Source organism: Chitinimonas lacunae, assembly GCF_042650885.1.
Classification (GTDB): Bacteria; Pseudomonadota; Gammaproteobacteria; order Burkholderiales; family Chitinimonadaceae; genus Chitinimonas_A; species Chitinimonas_A lacunae.
In genome coordinates this window covers 2,760,758-2,781,082 of record NZ_JBHSBU010000001.1, presented here as the reverse complement: position 1 = coordinate 2,781,082, position 20,325 = coordinate 2,760,758, and the positions used below count along the sequence as shown (strand labels likewise).

The following is a 20,325-nucleotide window of genomic DNA, read 5'->3' as shown; positions in this document are numbered from 1 at the left end:
CTGCTTCCTCAACGGTCTCTTGGCGCGCGTTCGATACGCTCCAGCACCGGCCGGCCGTCGAGTGAAATGGCGACGGCAGTCAGGTCCACGCTGCGGGTGCCGTCGTCAAAGGCAATCCGGACCGGCAGATTGTGCCAGTCGGGGGCGAGATAGAACTGGAAACGGCGCTTGTCGTGCTGTCCGGCCAGCACCAGGGTGCTGATCCGGCGGCCCGACAACAGCAGCTCGGCTTCGCCTTTGAGTTCGAACGGCACCTGGTAGCTGTTACGGCCGGTGACGATTTGCAGGGTAAATGTCGGCAGGGCACTGCCCTGTAGGGCGAACTGATAGGCCGCCGAGAATATGTCCTGCGCCCCGGCGGCAAGTTCCGCCTGCTTTTGCTGGCCTGGTTCACCATAGCGCACCTGGCGGCCGGCCCAGTCGAAATCGATCTGATAACGCGGCGTGGCGGTCTGCGGGCTGCGCCATTCGGTAAAACGGTGCGGAATCAGGCCATGGGCACCGATCTCGCCTTCACTGCGCAACTCAAACGAGCGGCCGACGAATTCAGCCCGGGTCTCGATCCGATAACGGTTGCCCTCGGCCCGCCAGTGATGTTCGGCCTCGACCAGTCCCTTGGCGATATAGGCCACATCGATCCGGCGCGGAAAACCCGGGTCGATATTGAGCGTCGGTCTGGCGGGCGCGGAGGGCGCAGCCGGTTCGGCGGCAGGTGGGGCTGCGGTGGCGCCGGACGTCGGATCGGCGGACACCGCTGCGTCCACAACAGCCGGCGCTGGTTCTGCCACCACCATAGGCTCCGGCACAGGCGGGTCGAGCAGCGCCAACGGCTGCGGCAGCGCTTTGCTCGAACGCTCGACGTGCCTGACGGCGCTTGACGTTGGCGGGCGGGGCGGCTGCTTTGCCGGCCGTGTCGGCACGGCAAGCGGGGCAGGCGACGCCGGGCGGCCAAAGCGGATCACCAGGGTATCGACCGGTGTGACCGAGGCCAGCGCATCGGCATCGGCGGCGTTGAGGCTTTGTTGCTTGAGTTTACGTTCGGTCGGCGTGACGACCGGCTCGTCGAGGCTGTCGGCTTCCCGCAGGGCCCAGGCGCTGTCGCCCAGCGCCAGCCCCAGATGGAGCAGCACCGATAGCGCGAGCGCGCCAGCCAGGGTGGGCGTCAGCCAACGTGGCATCAGGCGCTGGCGACGACCCGCAGGCCATCGATGCGCAGCCGCCCGGCCAGCACATCGCGCACGGCGGCGGGGTAGATGCGGTGTTCTTCCTTGAGCACCCGGGCCGCGAGGCTCGCGGGGTCGTCCTGGTCGAGCACGGGCACGGCGGCCTGGGCCACGATCGGGCCATGGTCGAGTTCGGCCGTGACGAAATGGACCGTACAGCCAGCCAGCTTGCAACCCGCCTCGATGGCGCGGCGGTGGGTGTCGAGGCCCGGGAAGGACGGCAGCAGCGAGGGGTGGATATTGAGCAGCCGGTCACGGTAATGCGCGGTGAATTCGGCGGTCAGGATGCGCATAAAGCCGGCCAGCACCACCAGATCGGGTGCGAAGTCGTCGATGGCGGCCATCAGCGCGCGATCGAAGGCCAGACGGTCGGCATAGGCCTTGTGGTCGAGCGCGACGGTGGCGATGCCGCGCTCAGCCGCCCAGGCCAGACCCGCTGCATCGGGGCGGTTGGCGATCACGGCCGCGACCCGGGCGTCGCCCAGCTCGGCTTCGACGATGGCCTGCATATTGGAACCGCGACCGGAAATCAGGATGACGATGTTTTTCATGGCAGCCGTGCAAAAAACGCGGGCGACGGCCAGGCCGTCGCCCAGGGGGATGAAAACGCTGCTTAAGCGACCTGGGTCGGGTGCTCGTCGCCCTGGCGGCTGCGGATCTCGCCGATGCGATAAACGGTTTCGCCTTCACCCGACAGGATGCGCACGGCCTCGTCGGCGTGCTCGGCGGCGACCACCACCACCATGCCGATACCGCAGTTGAAGGTGCGGTACATCTCCTGTTCGGCCACATTGCCTTCGCGTTGCAGCCATTGGAACAGCTTGGGCAGGGGCCAGGACGAGGCGTCGATCTGGGCGGTCACGCCTTCGGGCAGCACGCGCGGCACGTTCTCGGTCAGGCCGCCGCCGGTGATATGTGCCATACCCTTGACCGGCAGGGCGTCCATGAGTTTCAGCAGCGGTTTGACGTAGATACGGGTCGGGGCCATCACCACATCGGCCAGCGGGCGCTCGCCGTCGAACGGGGCGGTGAAGTCGGCTTCGGTCAGATGAAGAATCTTGCGGATCAGCGAATAGCCGTTGGAATGGGCGCCATTGGAGGCCAGGCCCAGCAGCACATCGCCCGGGACGATGGTTTCGCCGGTGATGATCTTGCGCTTTTCCACCACGCCGACCGCGAAACCGGCCAGATCGTATTCGCCGACCGGGTACATGCCGGGCATTTCGGCGGTTTCGCCGCCGATCAGGGCGCAGCCGGCCTGTTCGCAACCCTGGGCGATGCCTTTGACCACTTCGGTGGCGGTGGTGACATCGAGCTTGCCGCAGGCGTAGTAGTCGAGGAAGAACAGCGGCTCGGCACCCTGCACCAGAATATCGTTGACGCTCATCGCCACCAGATCGATGCCGACGGTGTCGTGGCGGTTCAGTTCGATGGCCAGTTTGAGCTTGGTGCCCACGCCGTCGGTGCCCGAGACCAGGACCGGTTCCTGATATTTCTTGGAGATTTCGACCAGACCGCCGAAGCCGCCGATGCCGCTCAGCACCTCGGGCCGCATGGTGCGTTTGGCGAACGGCTTGATGTTCTCGACCAACTGGTCGCCGGCGTCGATATCGACCCCGGCGTCACGATAGGAAAGGGACGGGCGGTGGCTTTCGGTCATGGCTGGCTCGTGCGGATGGGGACTGGAAAACTAACAAGCGGCGACGCTGGGCGGGCCGGTTGTGTGGTTAAATGGCGTCCGGTCGTCGCGCGCGTCGGGCCCTGCGGGCGGCGCCGACGCTAACATCCGGAATTTGCGCGCATTCTACCCGAAATGAGCACGCCTCCCCAAACGCCTACACCGAGCCGCCGCTCATCTCCGCTTCCCAGCAGCCGAGGCTGCGGCCCACGACAGCGCAGCGTCTGGCAGCGCTACTGGCCCTTGGTCGCCCTGGTGCTGGTTCTGCTGCTGGTGCACTATCTGGCCGGCGTGCTGGCCCCGTTCATTGCCTCGATCATCCTGGCCTATATCCTTGAGCCGCTGGTGACACGCATGGCGCGTCTTGGCCTGTCGCGCAATCTCTCCTCACTGATTGTCCTGAGCGGGACGATGCTGGTTGTGCTGGCGCTGACCCTGGTGATCGTGCCGATGTTCGCCCAGCAATTGAGCGCCCTGTACGGCTATCTGCCCAAGCTGCTGCTATGGCTGCGCGAAACCGCCGCGCCCTGGCTGGAAAGCCGGCTCGGCATCGATGTGGCGTTCGATCTCGATCATCTGAAGGAATGGCTGGCCGAACACGGCGGCGAGGCCGGCCGGGTGCTTACCGCCATGCTGCCCTCGCTCACTTCGGGCGGGATGGCCCTGGTCGAGTTCAGTACCTCGCTGGTGCTGATTCCGGTGGTGCTGTTCTATTACCTGCGCGACTGGCCGGCCATGCTGCACCGGGTCGAGCGGCTGGCGCCGCCGCGCTGGAAGGTCAAGCTCCATGAAGTGATGCGCGACCTCGATGCGGTGCTTGGCCAGTTCCTGCGCGGTCAGGTGGCGGTGATGCTGATCATGGCGGTGTTCTACAGCCTCGGTCTGTGGATGACCGGCCTCAAGTCGGCCCTGCCGATCGGTATCGTGGCGGGCCTGTTGATCTTCGTGCCCTATCTGGGCGCCACGGTCGGCCTCTTGCTCGGCACCCTGGCCGGACTATTGCAGTTCCAGTCGCTGGGCGGGCTGCTGCCGATCTGGGCGGTCTTTACGCTGGGTCAGCTGATCGAGAGCTTCTATGTCACGCCGCGTCTGGTCGGCGAGCGCATTGGCCTGCATCCCGTGACCGTGATCTTCGCCCTGATGGCCTTCGGCAAGCTGTTCGGCTTTGTCGGGGTGCTGTTGGCGCTGCCGATGGCGGCGGCGCTGGTGGTGGGGTTCCGGCATCTGCAACCGCTGTATTTCGCCAGCCGCTGGTATCGTCGATGAGGCAACTGGCGCTCGACCTGCAATTGCCCGAGCCGTTCGGTTTCGACGATTTTCTGATCGGCCCCAATCTCGAAGTCTTCACCTGTCTCAAAGACCTGGCCGACGACCGTCTGCCCGAAAAAGCCGCCTATCTATGGGGCGAGGCCGGGGTGGGCAAAACCCATCTGCTGCGCGCCACGGTCGCCCGCGCCAGCGAAGCCGGCCTGCACGCCTGCTACTGGGATGCCGCGCTCGAACCGCTGGGCGAAATGGCCCATGGCTACGATCTGTTGGCGGTCGACCATATCGAACGGCTCGATCAGGACGGCCAGGTGGTGATGTTCGGCCTCTACAACGCCCAGCGCGAACGCGGCTGCGCCCTGGTCGCCGCCGGCGAGCTGCCGCCGGCGCGGCTGCCGCTGCGCGACGATTTGCAGACCCGACTGGGCTGGGGCCTGGTGTTCCATGTCGAGGCACCGGCCGATGAGGACAAGGCTGCCTTGCTACGCCATCGCGCCCGGGTCCGGGGTTGCGAGATCGGCGAGGAGGTATGCCGCTATCTGGTCACGCATACCAGCCGCGACCTGGGCTCGCTGACCCGCCTGATCGACCGGCTCGACCATGCCGCGCTGGCGGCGCAACGGCCGCTGACCCTGCCCTTTGTGCGCGAGGCGCTCAAGCGCGACGAACTGGAGTAGCCATGACCCGCCTGACCTTGTTCGACCTCGACCATACCTTGCTGTCCGGCGATAGCGAGATGGCCTGGGGGGAATTCCTGCTGGCGCGCGGTCACCTTGACGCGGCCATCCATGCCGAGCGCTGTGCCGACTGGCAGCGCCAGTACCGCGAGGGCACGCTCGATGTGCCGGCCTATTACGCTTTTCAGTTGAGTCTGCTGACCCCGTTCCGCCGCCACGAACTCGAAGCGCTGCGGCGCGAATACCTGAGCGAGCGGGTCGAGCCGATGCTGACCCGGCGCAGCCGGGCGCTGGTGGCCGAGCGGCTGGCGGCGGGCGATCTGGTCGCGATCGTCACCGCGACCCACCGTTTCCTGACCGAACCGATTGCCGCGCTGTTTGGTGTCGAACACCTGCTGGCCACCGAACCCGAGGCCGATGCGGCGGGTGACTTCACCGGCCGTCTGATCGGTGAGCCCTGTCTGCGCGAAGGCAAGATCGTCCATGTCGATGCCTGGCTCGCCCGCCTCGGTCGGCGCTGGGAAGACTTCGATCAGCGCTGGTTCTACAGCGATTCGGTCAACGATATTCCGCTGCTCGAAAAGGTAGACCGGCCGGTCGCCGTCGATCCCGACCCGCGCCTGCTGGCCCATGCCACGGCGCGTGGTTGGGCGGTGCTGAGTCTACGTGATGAAGAAGGATTGGAATAAATTTTTCTTATTTGAATATAGGTCGCATCCAGTCTTGCAGGTGATTTGCAAGAAACTTTCCTTTTGGTCGATGGCGCGCGTCCTCGATGTCCGGCGCCGCCTGACGCAGCCATCGGCTACAGCAGCACAATCCCCGGCAGGCTTGCCGCACAGGTCGCTCTGACCGTAGCCACGAAATCCTCGATATAGGCCAGCGTCGCCCGATTGGGCCGGACGGCGGCATAGAGTTCGCCGTAGAGCCGGCGCGCGGTGATCGGCCGGGCGGCCAGATAGCCGCGTTCGAGATAGGTGGCCACGGCCCAGGCGGGCAGGGCGGCGATGCCACGTCGGCTCGCCACCAGTTGCAGGATGGCGACCGTCAGTTCGCTGCTGCGCCGCTGTTTGGGCTGGATGCCGGCCGGACGCAGCACCTGGCGGATCAGGTCGAGCATATCGTCGGGCACGGGATAGCTGATCAGGGTCTCGCTGGCGAAGTCGCTGGCGTCGAGACAGGGCTTGTCGGCCAGCGGATGGCCATTGGCCAGCAAGGCGACGATTTCATAGCGGAACAGCGGAAAGTAGTGCACCGCTTCATCCTCATCGCGCTCCGACACCACGGCCAGATCGGCATCGTCACGATGGAGCAGCCCGACCGGGTCGGCATGGAAGCCCGACACGATATCGAGTTCCACCTCGGGCCAGCGCGGCCGGTATTCGTCCATCGCCGGCATCAGCCAATCGAAACAGGTATGGCATTCGACCGCCACCCGCAGGCTGCCGGCTGCGCCATCGCGCAGTTTGGCCAGATCGCGACAGGCGTCCTGGACGCGCGGCAGAACTTCCTGGGCCAGGGTCAGCAGCCGCTGGCCGGCCGGGGTCAGCTTGAGCGGCTGGGATTTGCGTTCAAACAGCGCCAGCCCGAAATGGTCTTCGAGCTGCTTCAACTGGTGCGACAGCGCCGACTGGGTCAGAAACAGCCGCTCGGCGGCCCGGCTGACCCCGCCGCTGTCCACCAGGGCTTCCACGGTACGCAGATGGCGCAGTTCGAGCAGTGGGTGCATGAGAATTCCTCATGTATTTGTGTAATTTAATGAGTTTGAATAATACGGTTCCGACCAACATGATGCCACTCACAGATCAACCTTGAGGAGTGACCATGTTGACGACGCATCTGTTGGGTTTTCCCCGTATCGGCGCCCGGCGCGAACTGAAATTTGCCCAGGAAGCCTTCTGGCGCAACGAACTCGATGAAGCGGGCCTGGCCGCCGTCGGCCGCGATCTGCGGCTGCGTCATTGGAGCTGGCAGCGTGAGGCCGGCCTGTCCCTGGTCGCGGCGGGCGACTTCTCCTATTACGACCATGTGCTCGATACCGCCGTATTGCTCGGCGGCTTGCCGGCCCGCTTCGGCTTTGCGCCGGACCGGCTCGACCGGCGCCAGTATTTCGAACTGGCGCGCGGCAATGCCGGCCAGCCGGCGCTTGAGATGACCAAGTGGTTCGACACCAATTATCACTATCTGAAGCCGGAATTCGACGCCGACAGCCGCTTCGACGGCGGTCCCGACTGGCTGTTCGACGAGATCAACGAAGCCCTGCTGGCCGGTTTCCAGGTCAAGCCGCAACTGGTCGGTCCGCTGACCCTGCTGCGGCTGGCCCGGGTCCAGGGCATCGAGCCGCTGGCGCTGGTGGCGCGGCTGCTGCCGGCCTATCGTCGGGTGTTGCAGCGGCTGACCGCGCTGGGCGTGGCCTGGGTGCAGCTCGATGAGCCCATCCTTGGCCTCGATCTGGAGCCCGAATGGCTGGCCGCCTTTGCCCCGGTCTATCGCGAGCTGGCGGTGGCCGGTCCACGGATACTGCTGGCCACCTACTTCTCCGGCGTGGCCGAGCGGGCGGCGCTGCTGCGCGAGCTGCCGGTGGCGGCAATCCATCTCGATGCGGTGCGCGCACCCGAGCAGGTCGAGCCGCTGTTGGGCAACTGGCCGCTCGATCGGGTGCTGTCGCTTGGGGTGGTCGATGGCCGCAATATCTGGAAGACCAACCTCGACACCGTGCTCGATGTGCTCGAACCAGTCAAACGTCGGCTGGGGCAGCGGCTGTGGCTGGCGCCGTCGTGTTCGCTATTGCATGTCCCGGTCGATCTGGAACAGGAAGACGGGCTCGAAGCGGGCCTGCGCGACGGGCTGGCCTTTGCCCGCCAGAAACTGAGCGAGCTCGCCATCCTGGCGCGGGCGCTCGAACTGGGCCGCTCGGTGTCGTTCCAGGCGCTGGAGCAGCAACGGCAGGCGCGGGCGCGTTTTGCCCATCTGCCCGGTCGGCAGCGCGCCGATGTGGCGGCGCGGCTGGCCGCGGCGCCCGATGCGGGCCGCTCGGCGCCCTATCCGGTGCGCTATGCCGCGCAGCGTGCCAGGCTGGACCTGCCCTTGCTGCCCACCACCACCATCGGTTCCTTCCCGCAGACCACGGCCATCCGTGCCGCACGCGGCGCCTGGCAGCGTGGCGATCTGGCCGAAGCCGATTATCTGGCGGCAATGCGCGCCGAGATTGCTCTGGCGGTGGAGCGGCAGGAAGCGCTGGGCCTCGATATGCTGGTCCACGGCGAGGCCGAGCGCAACGATATGGTCGAATACTTTTCCAGCCAGCTCGACGGTTTTGCCGCCACCCGTCATGGCTGGGTGCAGAGCTACGGTTCGCGCTGCGTCAAGCCGCCGCTGATCTGGGGCGATGTGGCGCGGCCGCAGCCGATGACGGTGGCCTGGAGCCGCTATGCCCAGTCGCTGACTGACAAGCCGATGAAGGGCATGCTGACCGGCCCGATCACCCTGGTGCAGTGGTCGTTTGTGCGCGACGACCTGCCACGTGCCGTGGTGGCCCGGCAGATTGCGCTGGCACTGCGCGACGAGGTGGCCGATCTCGACCGGGCCGGCATCGCCGCGATCCAGATCGACGAGCCGGCTTTCCGCGAGGGCCTGCCGCTCAGGCGTGCCGATTGGCCGGCGTATCTTGAATGGGCGGTCGCGGCGTTCCGGCTGGCGTCGGGCTGTGCCGATCCGGCCACCCAGATCCATACCCATATGTGCTACTCGGAATTCGAAGACATCCTGCCGGCCATTGCGGCACTCGACGCCGATGTGATCACCATCGAGACGGCCCGCTCCGATATGACGCTGCTCGATGCATTTGCCGAGTTTGCCTACCCCAACGAGATCGGACCGGGCGTCTACGACATTCACTCGCCACGCGTGCCCGATGGCGCCGAAATGCAGCGGCTGCTCGAAAAGGCCCTGACGGTGATCCCGGCCGAGCGGCTGTGGGTCAACCCCGACTGCGGCCTCAAGACGCGCGGCTGGAGCGAGACCGAAGCGGCGCTGGCCAATATGGTGGCGGCGGCAAAGCGGCTGCGCAGCCGTCTGGCGGAGTCGCGTCAGCAGGATAAGCAGTCGGTGTCGGCCTGATTGGCCGGTTGGGAGGGGTTGCTTAAGAAAATCAATAAATGAGCAAAGTAACTGCTATGTGTATCGCGGAGAATGGATTAAAAGTAATAATTCATTCAAATCTCGCCCAGTCTCCCTCCGGCTGCCGCAGTACTCGGCTGATGTCCGGGTGAAGCCTGCGATGGTCCGGGACGCTCCGCAGAGGCAGCTTGCTTGGTGTGTCGCTGCCCTGAAGTGCGTGCCCTGGCCTCTCCATTCTCTCCCCTAACGGTCCGGCACCCCTTGCCGGACCGCCTTTGGCATGCAGTCGAGAAAACGGCGCGGTCGATGACCGCGCCGTCCTGCCTGGCCTGTCATACCTTCAACAGGGTGTCCCTGGATCTGGACACCAGACTGGCGGACTTACTCCTCCAAGTCGTGCTGAACCTCGACATTGGGATCCCACATGATCACATGCATTGCCCGTACCTCGTTCGGAGTGCCGTGACGCAGAAAGGACCAGAACAGATTGGTGTTGGTGCGCGGCCCGCTTTGGGGCAGTGCTGCAATCGGATAGTAGTAGGGCGCATTCCAGACCTGGACGATGCCGAAATACTCCAGCCCCCGCATCGTCCCTTTGCTATCAACGCCAAAGGCCCAGGCGCCCGCCAGTTCCGGAGTGGCAAAACCGCAGCGCAGTTCGAGTGAGTCGGCTGACTTGGTACAGAACGAACCCGCTTGTGCCGCCACACCCAGCATGGCGAGACCAGCAGTCAGCAGCAGTTTCCGTGTGAGTTTTTTCATTTGGTAATCTCCGTTTTTTAAATGGAAAATGATGATTGTATATGGCGGTTGATATTGAGAAATATCCGGATTCAACCGCTTCAATCATTCTTGCCGCCGTTGCGGTGAATGATGCGGCTATTCTAATGAGGATTTTTTGGAAGGCCATGGCCTAAAGGCTGATTGGCAATGAAATGTCGTGGTTTGTGCTAAACCCCATTAGGGGTTGATGAAATGGTTGTCGGTTCTATTCAAAATATATTTGTGGGAAAGTTTTTCGTTGGCTGAAAATGTCGTATCTGTTCAAGAAGCATTTGTGGAGATTGCTTTGTAGGCTGGATCTGGTTTGCAGAGTGGCTGGAGCAGAAAGGAGCCAATTCTGCATTGTCCAAAAGCGGGGTCGGCAGAAATGTTGGGAATATTGCTGAGTCCGCCGATAGCCACTTTTCCAGGCAAGGGGATTTGCTGTCAGTCAAACAGTGGATAAGGTGTGGAGAAAAATATCGGCAATGTTGCCAGGGAATAATTGCCTGGCATTCATTGGCTGTGCAACGCTACTCGACAAGAACCGGCTTAATAATGGTCAATCGAGGAATCAGGCGGAAGCGGAATAGGCCGGAGAGAGATGTGCGATAAATTCCCGGACAAAGTGCAGCGGTAATGACGGGCTGTTTTGTCTGGCCGAGTGGCCAGCAGCAAACAGGCAGCGCGGGCGGCGCTGCCTGTTCAGCTCGGGTCCGGTTTTTTGGCGCCTTGCCGTTTCAATCGGCGTCATGAGCAACGCGGGTTGCTCGGTCTGAATCGGCGGCGCTGTGGCCGGACCCGGGACGTCGAGTTTCCCGGCGCAGGTTCAGAAGCGGTAGTCAGCGCCCACCCACCAGCGCCGGCCGGCGGCCGGATAGAGGTTGTAGCGCTCGCCGCCACCCTTGACGCCATAGCTGGCGTAGCGCTTGTCACCGAGGTTCTGGGCGCTGAGGCTGAGCGTCAGGCGGTCGATGCGGTGGCTCAGCTTGAGATCGACGATGCCATAGCCGGCGAGCCACGGCCCGCGATTGGCCTGGTCGTTGTCGAGCCGGCTGCGGCCATTGCCGTGCCATTGCAGATCGAGCCGGCTGTCGCTGCGGAACTGCCAGCCGGCGTGCAGATTGCCTTGCCAGCGCGGCACCAGCGGCACATCGCGGTCGGCCACATCGATGCCGCCGTACACGCCAGAGCGGAATTCGGCCACGGTATAGGCCAGATTGGCGCCCAGCTCGAACTGCTCGTGGTGCCAGCGCGTCTCGAATTCGACGCCACGGCGCCGGGTCGGTGCCAGATTGATATTGCGGCCAAAGCCGTTCACATAGGGCTGGAAGGCGATTTCATCGTCGAGCCGCATGGCAAAGACCGCGAGCCGCAGAGCGATGGCGCCGCTGCGGCCTTCGAGCCCGGCTTCGATATCGCGCGATGTCTGCGGCTTCAGCTCGGCGTTGTCGGCCAGTTCATCGCTATTGGGCAATCGGTAGCTGCGGCCGATGCGGCCATAGAGCGACCAGTGCGGGTCGAGCCGCTGACGCAGCCCCAGTTGGAAGCCATGCAGCGTGTCGGTCCGTTCGCTCTGTTGCAGGACACCGCTCCAGTCGAGCAGCGAGACACGCTGCTCGGCCCGCTCCCAGCGGGCGCCGATGGTCAGTCGTGTCGCTTCGCTGAGATGGCTGCCATGGTCGAACCAGACGGCGCGGCTATCAAGCCGGCTGTCGCCCTTCCAGGTCGATGGGATAAGCGGGCCGTCCCAGCGCTCGCTGTCGGCGCGGCCGACATCGGCCCCGACGGTCAGGTCGCTCGCCACGCCAAACCAGCGATGCGGCAGGGCCAGACGCGGCGACAGGCGGGTTTCGTCGGTATCGCGCCGGTCGGCCGAGCTATAGCCGCCGCCGTAATCGAAAAAGCCGTCGATGCGCTTGTGACGCCGACTCAGATCGACCGCCCAGCGGCCTTGGCCGAGTTCGCCCTCGCCACGCAGTGCCTGGCGCCACGATTCGGCCCGGCCGTGGTCGTTCGGGCTGTCGCTGCCGTCGGGGTCGTGCTGGAACTGATCAAGCCCGCTGGCGCGATCGACCCGGCGCACGCCCGGAAAGCGTTGATCTTCGCGTTCAGCCGAAGCGGCGGCGCTCAGGCGCACGGCGGCGCCCTGCCAGCCCAGATCGGCCGCCACGCGCCGGCTGCGGGCGGCGCTATTGGCCCGCTCGCCATCGGTTTCGGCATAGCGGCCGTCGAGGCCGAAGCGCCAGTCTTCATTGCCGCCGCGCCAGTGGCCGTGGCCATCGACACTGTCGTGGCTGCCGAATTTGAGCCCGGCGCCGGAACTGTGGCGCCGGCTGATCAGATTGATCACCCCGCCCGAACTGCCGCCACCATGGGCCACGCTGCCACCGCGCACGATTTCGATCCGCTCGATCTGATCGAGCGACAGGGCGCCGAGCCGTGGCGAGGACAGGTCGTTGTCGTTGAGGCGGATGCCATCGAGCAGAATCTGGGTATTGGCCGCGCCCGTCACGCCAAAGCCGCGCAGATCGATACTGCCGTTGCCGAGGCTGTCGATATTGCCGACCCGCAACCCGGCCACGCCGCGCAGCAGTTCGAGCACGCCCGAGGCGGCGGAGCGTTCGATCTGGCGGCGGTCGATCACGGTCAGATTGACCGGTTGATCGGCCGCCCTGGTGGGCAGCCGGGTGGCGGTGACCACCACCACTTCGGGCGATGCGGGTTCGGCAGCAGCCGTAGCGCCGAGTGCGGCGACGGCCAGGGAAATCAGGCTGGACATGGGGAAAACTCTCCGGTGTGCTCGCCCTCCGCGAGCGGGATCAGGGGCGGCGAGCCGCTGGGAATGCCGGCTTGCCGTTTTCCGCCGCCGGGCCGGTCTCCGGGCTGGTCGCGTGGGCGTCTCCGGCGGGAGCGCAACGCGACTTACCGTTGCGGGGGCAGCGCCGGCCTGGGTCGTGAGCGACCGCACCGGCTTCCCTGTTTCACTCCGATAAGGAGCACCCGACGGCGAAAAGCTGGCCATTATAAGCGAGGCCCTGTACTGGCGTCCGGCTGTGGCGGGCGTAGAATCGGCAGCCTATCCGGGAGATGTCTTATGAAGATCGTGCGTGCAATCGAAGTCTGGGAAACCGGTATGGATGGCGCCTTCGTCGGCCAGCTGACCGTGGCCCCCACCATCTCGACCCGCTATCTGGCCCAGCTGTTCACGGCCGAACAGCGCCGACCCGATCCGGACATGGTGCTGTCGTATTTCATTACCCCCGACAAACTGCCGCTGCTCCAGCCCTATGTGGCCGAGCCGCTGCTGGCCGGGCGCTATGACTATGTCCTCACCGCCTACGGCATTCCTGATGGAGAAGGGGCGGAAGATGAATAGTGGAAAATCAAATAATAAATAATCAAGACAAAACACTGCTATACCTGTAGCGGCGATAAACGTAAAAGTATAGATTCCTGAAAATCTATTATTTTTGACCCTGCCCAGGCGGCAGGCCCCAACGGGAAAGGAAATCCGGTGCTGCGGCATATCGTGATGTGGAAACTCCAGGCCAAGGACGCGGTACAGCGCGAACTCGATGCCGTGGCGGTCAAGGCGGCGCTTGAAGGCTTGCGCAGTGTGGTGCCGGAACTGCGCCGGATCGAAGTGGGGCGCAATGTCGCCTCGCCGCATTCGAACTACGATCTGGCCCTGCTGGCCGAATTCGACGACTTTGCTGCCTTGCAGCGTTATCAGAACCATCCCGACTACCGCGCCGCCTCGGCCTTTGTCGGTACGCTGTGCAGCGATCGGGTGTGTGTCCACTACGAGAGCGCCGGTGAAGCTTGAACGTCTGTTGCAGTCGCAGGGCTTTGGCAGCCGCAAGGGCTGTCGCCTGCTGATCCAGGCCGGCCGACTGACGGTGGCCGGTGAACCCTGGCTCGACCCGGAACTCGACCTCGACGAGACCGGCTGGTGCTTTGAAGTCGATGGCGAGCCCTGGCAGTACCGCGAGCGGGTCTATCTGGCGCTGCATAAACCGGCCGGGGTCGAATGCTCGCGTACCCCGCAGCACCACGCCAGCGTCTTCGGTCTGTTGCCGCTGCCCTTGCGCGAACGTGGCGTGCAGTGTGTCGGGCGGCTTGACCAGGATACGACCGGCCTGCTGCTGCTCTCCGACGACGGCAGCTTTATCCATGGCCTCGCTTCGCCACGCCGCCATGTCTCCAAGTGCTACCACGCGGCAGTCCGCCATCCGCTCGATGCAAGTCAGCTCGCCGCCCTGCGCGAGGGGGTGCAACTCCATGATGAACCGGCGCCCCTGGCTGCGCTGGGCGCCGAGGCGCTCGACGAGCGGCTGCTGGCGCTGACCATCGACCAGGGCAAATACCATCAGGTCAAACGGATGGTGGCCGCTGCCGGCAATCGGGTCGAAGCGCTCCATCGGGTGGCCCTGGGCGGGCTGGTGCTCGGCGAGGGTGGTCTGGCCGATCTGGCGCCGGGACAGTGGCGTTATCTCGAACGCGATGCGTTACTGGCTTTGGGGGTGGACGGGCCTTGGCTATCCTGAAACCGATAGGAGAGGGCCACGATGGGGATCAGGATAATCTGGGGAATTGCTGCGCTATACGGCGGTCTGGCTGTGGCTGCAGCGCAGGAGGTGCCGCTGGCCACCGGCGAGTGGCCGCCCTATGTGATGCAGAAGTCACCCGAGCGGGCCATCTTTACCCTGCTGGTCGAAGAGGCGTTCCGCCGGGCCGGGCTCAAGCCGGTCTACCGCTATACCAGTTGGCCGCGCGCCGAAGCGATGGTCGAGCAGGGGCTGGTGTTTGCGGCCTTTCCCTATGCCCACAACGAGGAACGCGCCCGCCGCTTCGATTTCAGCTCGCCGGTGCTGATTTCCCGTTCGGTCCTGTTCTATTACCGTTCCCATCAACACGTACCGCAGCGCTTCGAGCGCTTCAGCGATTTCGCCGGCCGGCAGATCGCCACCCCGCGCGGCTATTGGTACGAAGACCTGTTGCGCCGCCATGGCGCCCAGATCAGCTATACCAGCGACGAACAGAGCGCCTTCCGGCTGTTGATGCTGGGACGGGCCGAGGCGGTGGTGCAGGATGAGCTGGTCGGTTGGTATCTGATCGGCAACCATTTCCCGGCCCAACGTTCGCGCTTTGCCACCTTCGATACCCCGGTCAGTGCGCGTGAGCAGCCTTTGCATCTGCTGGTGTCGCGCCAGTATCCGGGCGCGGCGGCACTGAAGGCCCGGCTCGACAGCGTGATCGACGAAGTACGCCAGAGCGGAATGCCCGAAAAGCTGATCGCCAAATTCCGCCTGCGCAGTTCGCGTCCCGACGAGGCGGAAGCGAACCCGGAGGTAGGGCCGCAGCCTTGATGGCCGGTCCGCCATCGCCAAAGCGTCCAGGCGGCCCAGAACACTGGGGGCGATCGGGCCCGACCGGCCTCAGGTCGGCGGCAGCACCGTGACGGTATCGTCGCCCAGGCTCACCACCTGACCTGCGCGCAGTTTGCGGGTCTTGCGGGTCTCCAGCTCGCCGTCGACCTTGACCAGACCGTCGGCCACCATGGCCTTGGCTGCGCCACCCGATGGGGCAAGGCCCAGGTGTTTGAGCAGATTGTCCAGCTCGATATATTCCGAAGTCAGATGAAAGCGGTAATTGGCCATGGCGGCCTCCTATTGGAAATAAACAGGAAAAACCTGTGCAAGGCGTGTAGCGCCTCAGATTAGAAAAGGAACCGAATCAGCCAGCGATGCGATTGAGCGCGCGGCCAGCCAGGGCAAAGCCGAAGGCGGCGGTGACGCAGACCGAGGAGCCAAAGCCTGCGCAGTTGAGGCCGGTGGGGCCGCTATCCGTTGTGCAGGCGTTGCCGGGGCGGCGCAGTGTTTCGCTGGAGAAGGCGGCTTCGATGCCGAATTTGCCGCCATCGCGCGGAAAGCCATGGCGTCGGCGCAGTTCGGCGCGGATCTTGGCGAGCAGCGGATCGCCCTCGGTCTGGGCCAGATCGGCGATCTGCACCCGACCGGCGTCGACCCGGCCGCCGGCACCGCCCGAGACCAGCAGCGGGATGTGCTGCCGACGGCAGTGGGCGATCAGGGCCACCTTGACCCGCATCTGGTCGATACAGTCGATCACCATGGTGTGACGGCCGTCGATCAGCGTGGGCAGATTGTCTTCGGTCAGAAAGTCGTCGATTTCACTGATCTGGACGCGCGGATTGATGGCGCGTACCCGCTCGGCCATGGCGCTGACCTTGGCCTGTCCCAGGGTCGGGGTCAGGGCGTGCAGTTGGCGGTTGATATTGGAGACGGCGACGTGGTCGAGATCGATCAGGGTCAGATGGCCGACGGCGCTGCGGGCCAGCGCCTCGACGGCCCAGGAGCCGACGCCGCCGATGCCGATCACGCACAGATGGGCGTTTTCGAACCGGCTCAGTGCAGCGTCGCCGTAGAGGCGGGCGATGCCGCCGAAACGGCGTTGGTAGTCGAGATCGTGGTCGCTCATAACAGGAAATAGAAGGAAAGACCGGGCGCAAAAGCGGATTCTAACGCGGCAGCGATGGGCGCGGGCGCCGGGCCGACGCTAAAATGACGGTTTGATGGCGCCGCCCGTCGGCGTCTCCCTTCCTCAAGGTAAGCCCCATGTCTGAATCGTCCGAAGAACCTCTCCGTCTGTCCAAGCGCATGGCCCAGCTGGGTCTCTGTTCCCGTCGCGAGGCCGACGAATATATCGCCAACGGCTGGGTGCGGGTCGATGGGGTGGTGGCCGATCAATTGGGCGTGCGGGTGCTGCCAAGCCAGCGGATCGAACTCGACCGCCGCGCCTATAGCGCCCAGTCGCAGCGCGTCACCATCCTGATCAATAAGCCGATCGGTTATGTCTCGGGCCAGGCCGAGCAGGGTTACAAGCCGGCTTCGCTGTTGATCCGACCGGAAAACCGCTATGTGGGCGACCGCTCCGGCATCGAATTCACCGCCCGTCATCTGCAAGGTCTGGCCCCGGCCGGCCGACTCGATATCGACTCGATCGGCATGCTGATCCTGACCCAGGATGGCCGGATCGCCAAAAGCCTGATCGGCGACGATTCCAAGATCGAGAAGGAATATCTGGTCCGGGTCGAAGGCCAGTTGAGCGACGAAGGCATGCGCCTGTTGCACCATGGCCTGTCGCTCGACGGCCATGAGCTGCGCCCGGCCAAGGTCAGTTGGCAGAACCGCGACCAGTTGCGCTTTGTCCTGCGCGAAGGCCGCAAGCGGCAGATTCGCCGGATGTGCGAACTGGTCGGCCTCAAGGTGGTGGGGCTCAAGCGCATCCGCATCGGCCGCATTCCGCTGGGCGATCTGCCGGTCGGCCAGTGGCGCTATCTGCGGCCCGACGAAAAGTTCTGATCGGCCTGGTCACCACCCCACACGGCCCATGACGCCGCTTGGCGTCTTGGGCACCGTGGTGGCGGACACGCTGTGTCCTGGGATCGATCGAGCAAGACCCGAACAGGGGGACCTGAGGGCCGGCGGCCTGACTGTCCCCCTGTGTCTGTCTGCGCCGTCTGCGTGCTGCGGTGGACCGATCCGCCATCGCATCCCATATTTTCCGTTTTGTAGCGCTTTCTCTCCTTTTGGCCGAATCGTCGCTTCGGCCAGTCCGTTGCATCCCGTCAAAGCCGCGCCAGTGCTGGATTCATGGCTGGCCGACCGCCGCAGGGTCGGCGCTTGCTACCACAAGCGCGAGGGCTGCGCGGTGTGGCCCGGACATCCACCACAGGGCCAGGCGCACCAAGCGTGCTGGTAAGGAGAGCAAGATGATCTGGAGCATCATTATCGGTTTCGTCGTCGGTCTGATCGCCCGGGCGCTGATGCCTGGGCCGAATCCGATGGGGATTATCCTGACGACGGTATTGGGGATTATCGGGGCGCTGCTGGCGTCGTTTGTCGGTCGCACGATGGGCTGGTACGACGCCGGCGAGAGCGCCGGCATCGTGGCCGCGATCATCGGATCGATCGGGGTATTGGCGATCTACGGCGCGGTGACACGCGGCCGCGGACTGTAGCGGACGGGCCGCCTAGCGGCCCATGCCGCCCACTTGCTGGGCCAGATAGGTCGCGTAGTTGTCGGTCATGCCGCCGATGAAATCGAGCACCCGCATATAGCTCTGGTAGAGCGACCAGCCTGATTGCGGCGAGTTGTATTCCATCAGATCGAGAATCCGTTTATTGCGGAAACTCAGCTTGTCCGGCTCGCGATAAAGCTGGTGGGCGGCGCAGCAGAAGGCTTCGAGCAGAATATCGAGGCAGGTGAATGAACCGACTTCGATCTCGACCTTGCGCCGGTTGTTGAAGATCCGTTCGCGCGCCAGTTTCTTCGAGGCGTTGATGCCTTCCTGCACGAACAGGGGACAGGCGGCCAACAGGTCGCCTTCGTATTCGCCATTGAGCAGCCGCTCGTGGTTGCGCATAAAGGCGCTGGTGACTTCGCGCACGCAGCGGTCGATGGCCTTGGAGCGCAACAGCGACATCTTGCGCCGCACCGACGGCGCGGCGGCCACTTCGAGTTCGAGCAGCTTGTCGTCCATGCCGGCCATCCGCACCAGCAGCGGGCAGATTTCGGCAAACGGCAACATGCCGATTTCCACCCCGTCTTCAAGGTCGAGAATGGCGTAGCAGATATCGTCGGCCGCCTCCATCAGATACGACAGCGGATGACGGCTCCAGATCGCCGCCGCCTTGCGCACCAGGCCCAGTTCAGCGGCAATTTCCTCAAGCAGATGGGTTTCGGCCTGATAGCAGGAGAATTTCTGCTTATGGCCGGCGTGCTCCGAGGTCCACGGATATTTGAGCGTGGCCCCGAGCGTGGCATAGGTCAGCCGCATACCGCCGTCGAAGCGGTGGTTTTCCAGTTGGGTGACGACGCGGAACCCCTGGGCATTGCCTTCGAAGGTCTGCACATCGCAGCGCTCGGCGGGGCTGAGGCCGTCGAGCAGGTTGATATGGCGTTCGCGGCGGAACCAGTCGCGGATCGCATATTCGCCGGCATGGCCAAACGGCGGGTTGCCGATGTCGTGGGCCAGACAGGCCGCCTGGACGATGGCGCCCAGATCGAGCGGGCTGATATGCGGCGGCAGATGGCCGGCAATCGCATGACCCACCATGATCCCCAGGCTGCGGCCGACGCAGCCGACTTCGATCGAATGGGTCAGCCGGGTGTGGACATGGTCGTTCTCGGTCATCGGATGCACCTGGGTCTTGCGCCCCAGGCGCCGGAACGGCGACGAGAAGACGATGCGGTCGTGGTCCTTGTGGAAGTCGGAACGGGCGATCAAGGCACCGGTTTCGGCGGGACGGCGTTGGGCACGCAGCCGGTCGGCCGACAACAGGCTGGTCCAGTTCATGGCGGTAGTCATGCGGCAATGGTAATCGAAGCAAGCGGCCGGCGCCCATGGTGCTGAGGGCTTTCAAAAAACTTTCCTGGATATTTCTCCAATATTTAATTGCCGTATTATCGGCAAATAATCTCACCGGCAATTATTGCCGTTGGCCGTTCGATTATCGCCGCCTTATTCGAGGAATAAATCGGATGGGCTTGGATATTTAAATATAAGGATTTTCTGAATATTGTTGAAAAAGGCTGACCAAATAAAAACCGCATCCCGATGGATGCGGTTTTTTCTGGGCCGGAGCCGTTAGATCAGCCGTTGCAGCAAGGCGCTCTGATTGCCCGGATCGCCCGCTGTCCGTGCTTCCTGAAGCAGTCGGCGCAGATGGGCCGGCAGATCGAAGCCATTGGCAAAGACCGAGTCGTCGCGTGGACTGCCCTGTGCCCGCCAAGCCTCCAGAGAACCCGCTGTCAGCAGCCCCGCTTCGGCCTGCGGCAGCTCCAGTACCTTGAATTGGAGCAGGGCGTAATCCTGATAGGACACCCGCGGATCGGCCGCAATCTGCCCCAGCGCTTCCCTGACCTCGGTCGGGAAGCCGGTGGGATAGTCGGGCGCAATATGGCGCCAGGATTGATCGGATTCGGCGACCGCCGGACTGAGTCGGACAGGATCAGGGCTGGAATCGGCAGTCTGTTCGGCACGGGAACGCGCCGGGGTGGGCTGTTGGACGAGGGCCTGCATCAGCGGCTGAGCCTGCTCACGATGCGCGGTCAACGAGAGTCGGTCGATGATCATGGTCGTTTCCTCCTGTGCGGCGCCTTAGAGCAGGGTCTGTGCCAGAACAGGCAAGACCGCCAGCAGCCATGACAGCGAGCAGGGCGACACCAGCGTCGGCCCGCTACCCGATCCCGCACCGCCGACCCATAACGGCCCATTGCCAAACCGTCCGCAGCCAGCCAGCAATCCACTGGAGCATTTCCAGGCAATGTGGAGTCAGCCTGTGTCGACCGCCAAGCGCAGGTGCCTGGGACTCAACTAGGCGTAGCCGGGGCGCCGCGCCAAGCGGAAATGCGCCAGAGCATTTCCAGTCGATTCGGAATCAGTGTGTCCGGCCCTCAAGGTGCCGGCTCCCGGCGCTCAACCAGACCTGCTGCGACGCCGATTTCAGTGGAATTGCGCTAATTGTGTGTGGGGAGGAAGGTGTGGGGGCCTCAGACGGTTTTGGCACGGCAG

Annotated in this window: 20 protein-coding genes and 1 riboswitch; of the genes, 10 read left to right on the top strand and 10 right to left on the bottom strand. The window is 64.3% G+C overall.

Annotation, left to right across the window (positions count from 1 at the left end):
• Nucleotides 1-8 precede the first annotated feature (8 nt).
• The 3 genes from ACFOW7_RS11785 to purM form a co-directional block, all read right to left on the bottom strand.
• Nucleotides 9-1,178, bottom strand: coding sequence for a DUF3108 domain-containing protein (locus tag ACFOW7_RS11785; RefSeq protein WP_378164413.1), 1,170 nt, complete (start codon nt 1,176-1,178; stop codon nt 9-11).
• A complete protein-coding gene (gene purN / locus ACFOW7_RS11780; protein WP_378164411.1) occupies nt 1,178-1,774 on the bottom strand; it encodes a phosphoribosylglycinamide formyltransferase in 597 nt (198 codons plus the stop codon). Before purN ends, ACFOW7_RS11785 begins: the two co-directional genes overlap by 1 nt.
• Nucleotides 1,775-1,836: 62 nt before the next feature.
• Nucleotides 1,837-2,883: a phosphoribosylformylglycinamidine cyclo-ligase gene (purM, locus tag ACFOW7_RS11775; RefSeq protein WP_378164409.1), complete on the bottom strand. Its 1,047-nt coding sequence runs from the start codon at nt 2,881-2,883 to the stop codon at nt 1,837-1,839.
• A 153-nt stretch (nt 2,884-3,036) separates the two neighbouring features.
• Between purM and ACFOW7_RS11770 the strand changes: the two genes are divergently transcribed.
• The 3 genes from ACFOW7_RS11770 to ACFOW7_RS11760 are packed head-to-tail and all read left to right on the top strand — an operon-like array spanning nt 3,037 to nt 5,533.
• Nucleotides 3,037-4,167 carry an AI-2E family transporter gene (locus ACFOW7_RS11770; RefSeq protein ID WP_378164407.1) on the top strand — a complete coding sequence of 377 codons (1,131 nt, stop codon included), beginning with the start codon at nt 3,037-3,039 and terminating at the stop codon, nt 4,165-4,167.
• Complete coding sequence (hda, locus tag ACFOW7_RS11765; RefSeq protein ID WP_378164405.1) at nt 4,164-4,844, top strand: DnaA regulatory inactivator Hda; 681 nt, start codon at nt 4,164-4,166, stop codon at nt 4,842-4,844. The genes ACFOW7_RS11770 and hda overlap by 4 nt, the downstream gene beginning before the upstream one ends.
• 2 nt (nt 4,845-4,846) lie before the next feature.
• Nucleotides 4,847-5,533, top strand: coding sequence for an HAD family hydrolase (locus tag ACFOW7_RS11760; RefSeq protein ID WP_378164403.1), 687 nt, complete (start codon nt 4,847-4,849; stop codon nt 5,531-5,533).
• A 116-nt stretch (nt 5,534-5,649) separates the two neighbouring features.
• Here ACFOW7_RS11760 and ACFOW7_RS11755 read toward each other — a convergent pair whose 3' ends face one another.
• Nucleotides 5,650-6,573, bottom strand: a complete 924-nt coding sequence (locus ACFOW7_RS11755; RefSeq protein WP_378164400.1) for a LysR family transcriptional regulator — start codon at nt 6,571-6,573, stop codon at nt 5,650-5,652.
• A gap of 95 nt (nt 6,574-6,668) precedes the next feature.
• Between ACFOW7_RS11755 and metE the strand changes: the two genes are divergently transcribed.
• On the top strand, nt 6,669-8,963 hold the full coding sequence (metE, locus tag ACFOW7_RS11750) for a 5-methyltetrahydropteroyltriglutamate--homocysteine S-methyltransferase (protein WP_378164398.1): 2,295 nt from the start codon (nt 6,669-6,671) through the stop codon (nt 8,961-8,963).
• 381 nt (nt 8,964-9,344) lie between these two features.
• Here metE and ACFOW7_RS11745 read toward each other — a convergent pair whose 3' ends face one another.
• Together ACFOW7_RS11745 and ACFOW7_RS11740 are read right to left on the bottom strand one after the other, a co-directional pair.
• Complete coding sequence (locus ACFOW7_RS11745) at nt 9,345-9,725, bottom strand: hypothetical protein (RefSeq protein WP_378164396.1); 381 nt, start codon at nt 9,723-9,725, stop codon at nt 9,345-9,347.
• An 829-nt stretch (nt 9,726-10,554) separates the two neighbouring features.
• Nucleotides 10,555-12,507, bottom strand: coding sequence for a TonB-dependent receptor (locus ACFOW7_RS11740; protein WP_378164394.1), 1,953 nt, complete (start codon nt 12,505-12,507; stop codon nt 10,555-10,557).
• Between the two features lie 73 nt (nt 12,508-12,580).
• Nucleotides 12,581-12,747: riboswitch (cobalamin riboswitch) on the bottom strand.
• Between the two features lie 75 nt (nt 12,748-12,822).
• Here ACFOW7_RS11740 and ACFOW7_RS11735 point away from each other — a divergent pair.
• The 4 genes from ACFOW7_RS11735 to ACFOW7_RS11720 all read left to right on the top strand — a co-directional run bounded on the left by ACFOW7_RS11735 (nt 12,823) and on the right by ACFOW7_RS11720 (nt 15,097).
• The gene (locus ACFOW7_RS11735; protein ID WP_378164392.1) at nt 12,823-13,104 is read left to right on the top strand and encodes a hypothetical protein; all 282 of its coding nucleotides are present in this window, start codon (nt 12,823-12,825) and stop codon (nt 13,102-13,104) included.
• 138 nt (nt 13,105-13,242) lie between these two features.
• Nucleotides 13,243-13,554, top strand: a complete 312-nt coding sequence (locus ACFOW7_RS11730) for a Dabb family protein (RefSeq protein WP_378164390.1) — start codon at nt 13,243-13,245, stop codon at nt 13,552-13,554.
• On the top strand, nt 13,544-14,275 hold the full coding sequence (locus ACFOW7_RS11725) for a pseudouridine synthase (RefSeq protein WP_378164388.1): 732 nt from the start codon (nt 13,544-13,546) through the stop codon (nt 14,273-14,275). Before ACFOW7_RS11730 ends, ACFOW7_RS11725 begins: the two co-directional genes overlap by 11 nt.
• A 21-nt stretch (nt 14,276-14,296) precedes the next feature.
• Nucleotides 14,297-15,097 (top strand): substrate-binding periplasmic protein, encoded by an 801-nt coding sequence (locus tag ACFOW7_RS11720; protein ID WP_378164387.1) that lies wholly within the window; start codon nt 14,297-14,299, stop codon nt 15,095-15,097.
• Nucleotides 15,098-15,166: 69 nt separating this feature from the next.
• Here the strand turns inward: ACFOW7_RS11720 and ACFOW7_RS11715 are convergent, their stop codons facing one another.
• Both ACFOW7_RS11715 and ACFOW7_RS11710 read right to left on the bottom strand, forming a co-directional pair.
• On the bottom strand, nt 15,167-15,388 hold the full coding sequence (locus tag ACFOW7_RS11715; protein ID WP_378164384.1) for an RNA-binding S4 domain-containing protein: 222 nt from the start codon (nt 15,386-15,388) through the stop codon (nt 15,167-15,169).
• Nucleotides 15,389-15,464: 76 nt separating this feature from the next.
• Nucleotides 15,465-16,226 (bottom strand): tRNA threonylcarbamoyladenosine dehydratase, encoded by a 762-nt coding sequence (locus tag ACFOW7_RS11710; protein WP_378164382.1) that lies wholly within the window; start codon nt 16,224-16,226, stop codon nt 15,465-15,467.
• A 137-nt stretch (nt 16,227-16,363) separates the two neighbouring features.
• On the opposite strand from ACFOW7_RS11710, the gene ACFOW7_RS11705 reads away from it, so the two are divergent.
• Both ACFOW7_RS11705 and ACFOW7_RS11700 read left to right on the top strand, forming a co-directional pair.
• A complete protein-coding gene (locus ACFOW7_RS11705; protein ID WP_378164379.1) occupies nt 16,364-17,110 on the top strand; it encodes a pseudouridine synthase in 747 nt (248 codons plus the stop codon).
• 410 nt (nt 17,111-17,520) lie between these two features.
• Entirely contained in the window at nt 17,521-17,769 is a 249-nt protein-coding gene (locus ACFOW7_RS11700; protein WP_378164376.1) for a GlsB/YeaQ/YmgE family stress response membrane protein, read from the top strand.
• Nucleotides 17,770-17,781: 12 nt separating this feature from the next.
• On the opposite strand, the gene ACFOW7_RS11695 is transcribed toward ACFOW7_RS11700, so the two are convergent.
• Together ACFOW7_RS11695 and ACFOW7_RS11690 are read right to left on the bottom strand one after the other, a co-directional pair.
• Nucleotides 17,782-19,119: a deoxyguanosinetriphosphate triphosphohydrolase gene (locus tag ACFOW7_RS11695; protein WP_378164374.1), complete on the bottom strand. Its 1,338-nt coding sequence runs from the start codon at nt 19,117-19,119 to the stop codon at nt 17,782-17,784.
• A gap of 279 nt (nt 19,120-19,398) precedes the next feature.
• Nucleotides 19,399-19,887: a hypothetical protein gene (locus ACFOW7_RS11690; protein WP_378164372.1), complete on the bottom strand. Its 489-nt coding sequence runs from the start codon at nt 19,885-19,887 to the stop codon at nt 19,399-19,401.
• Between the last annotated feature and the right edge of the window lie 438 nt (nt 19,888-20,325).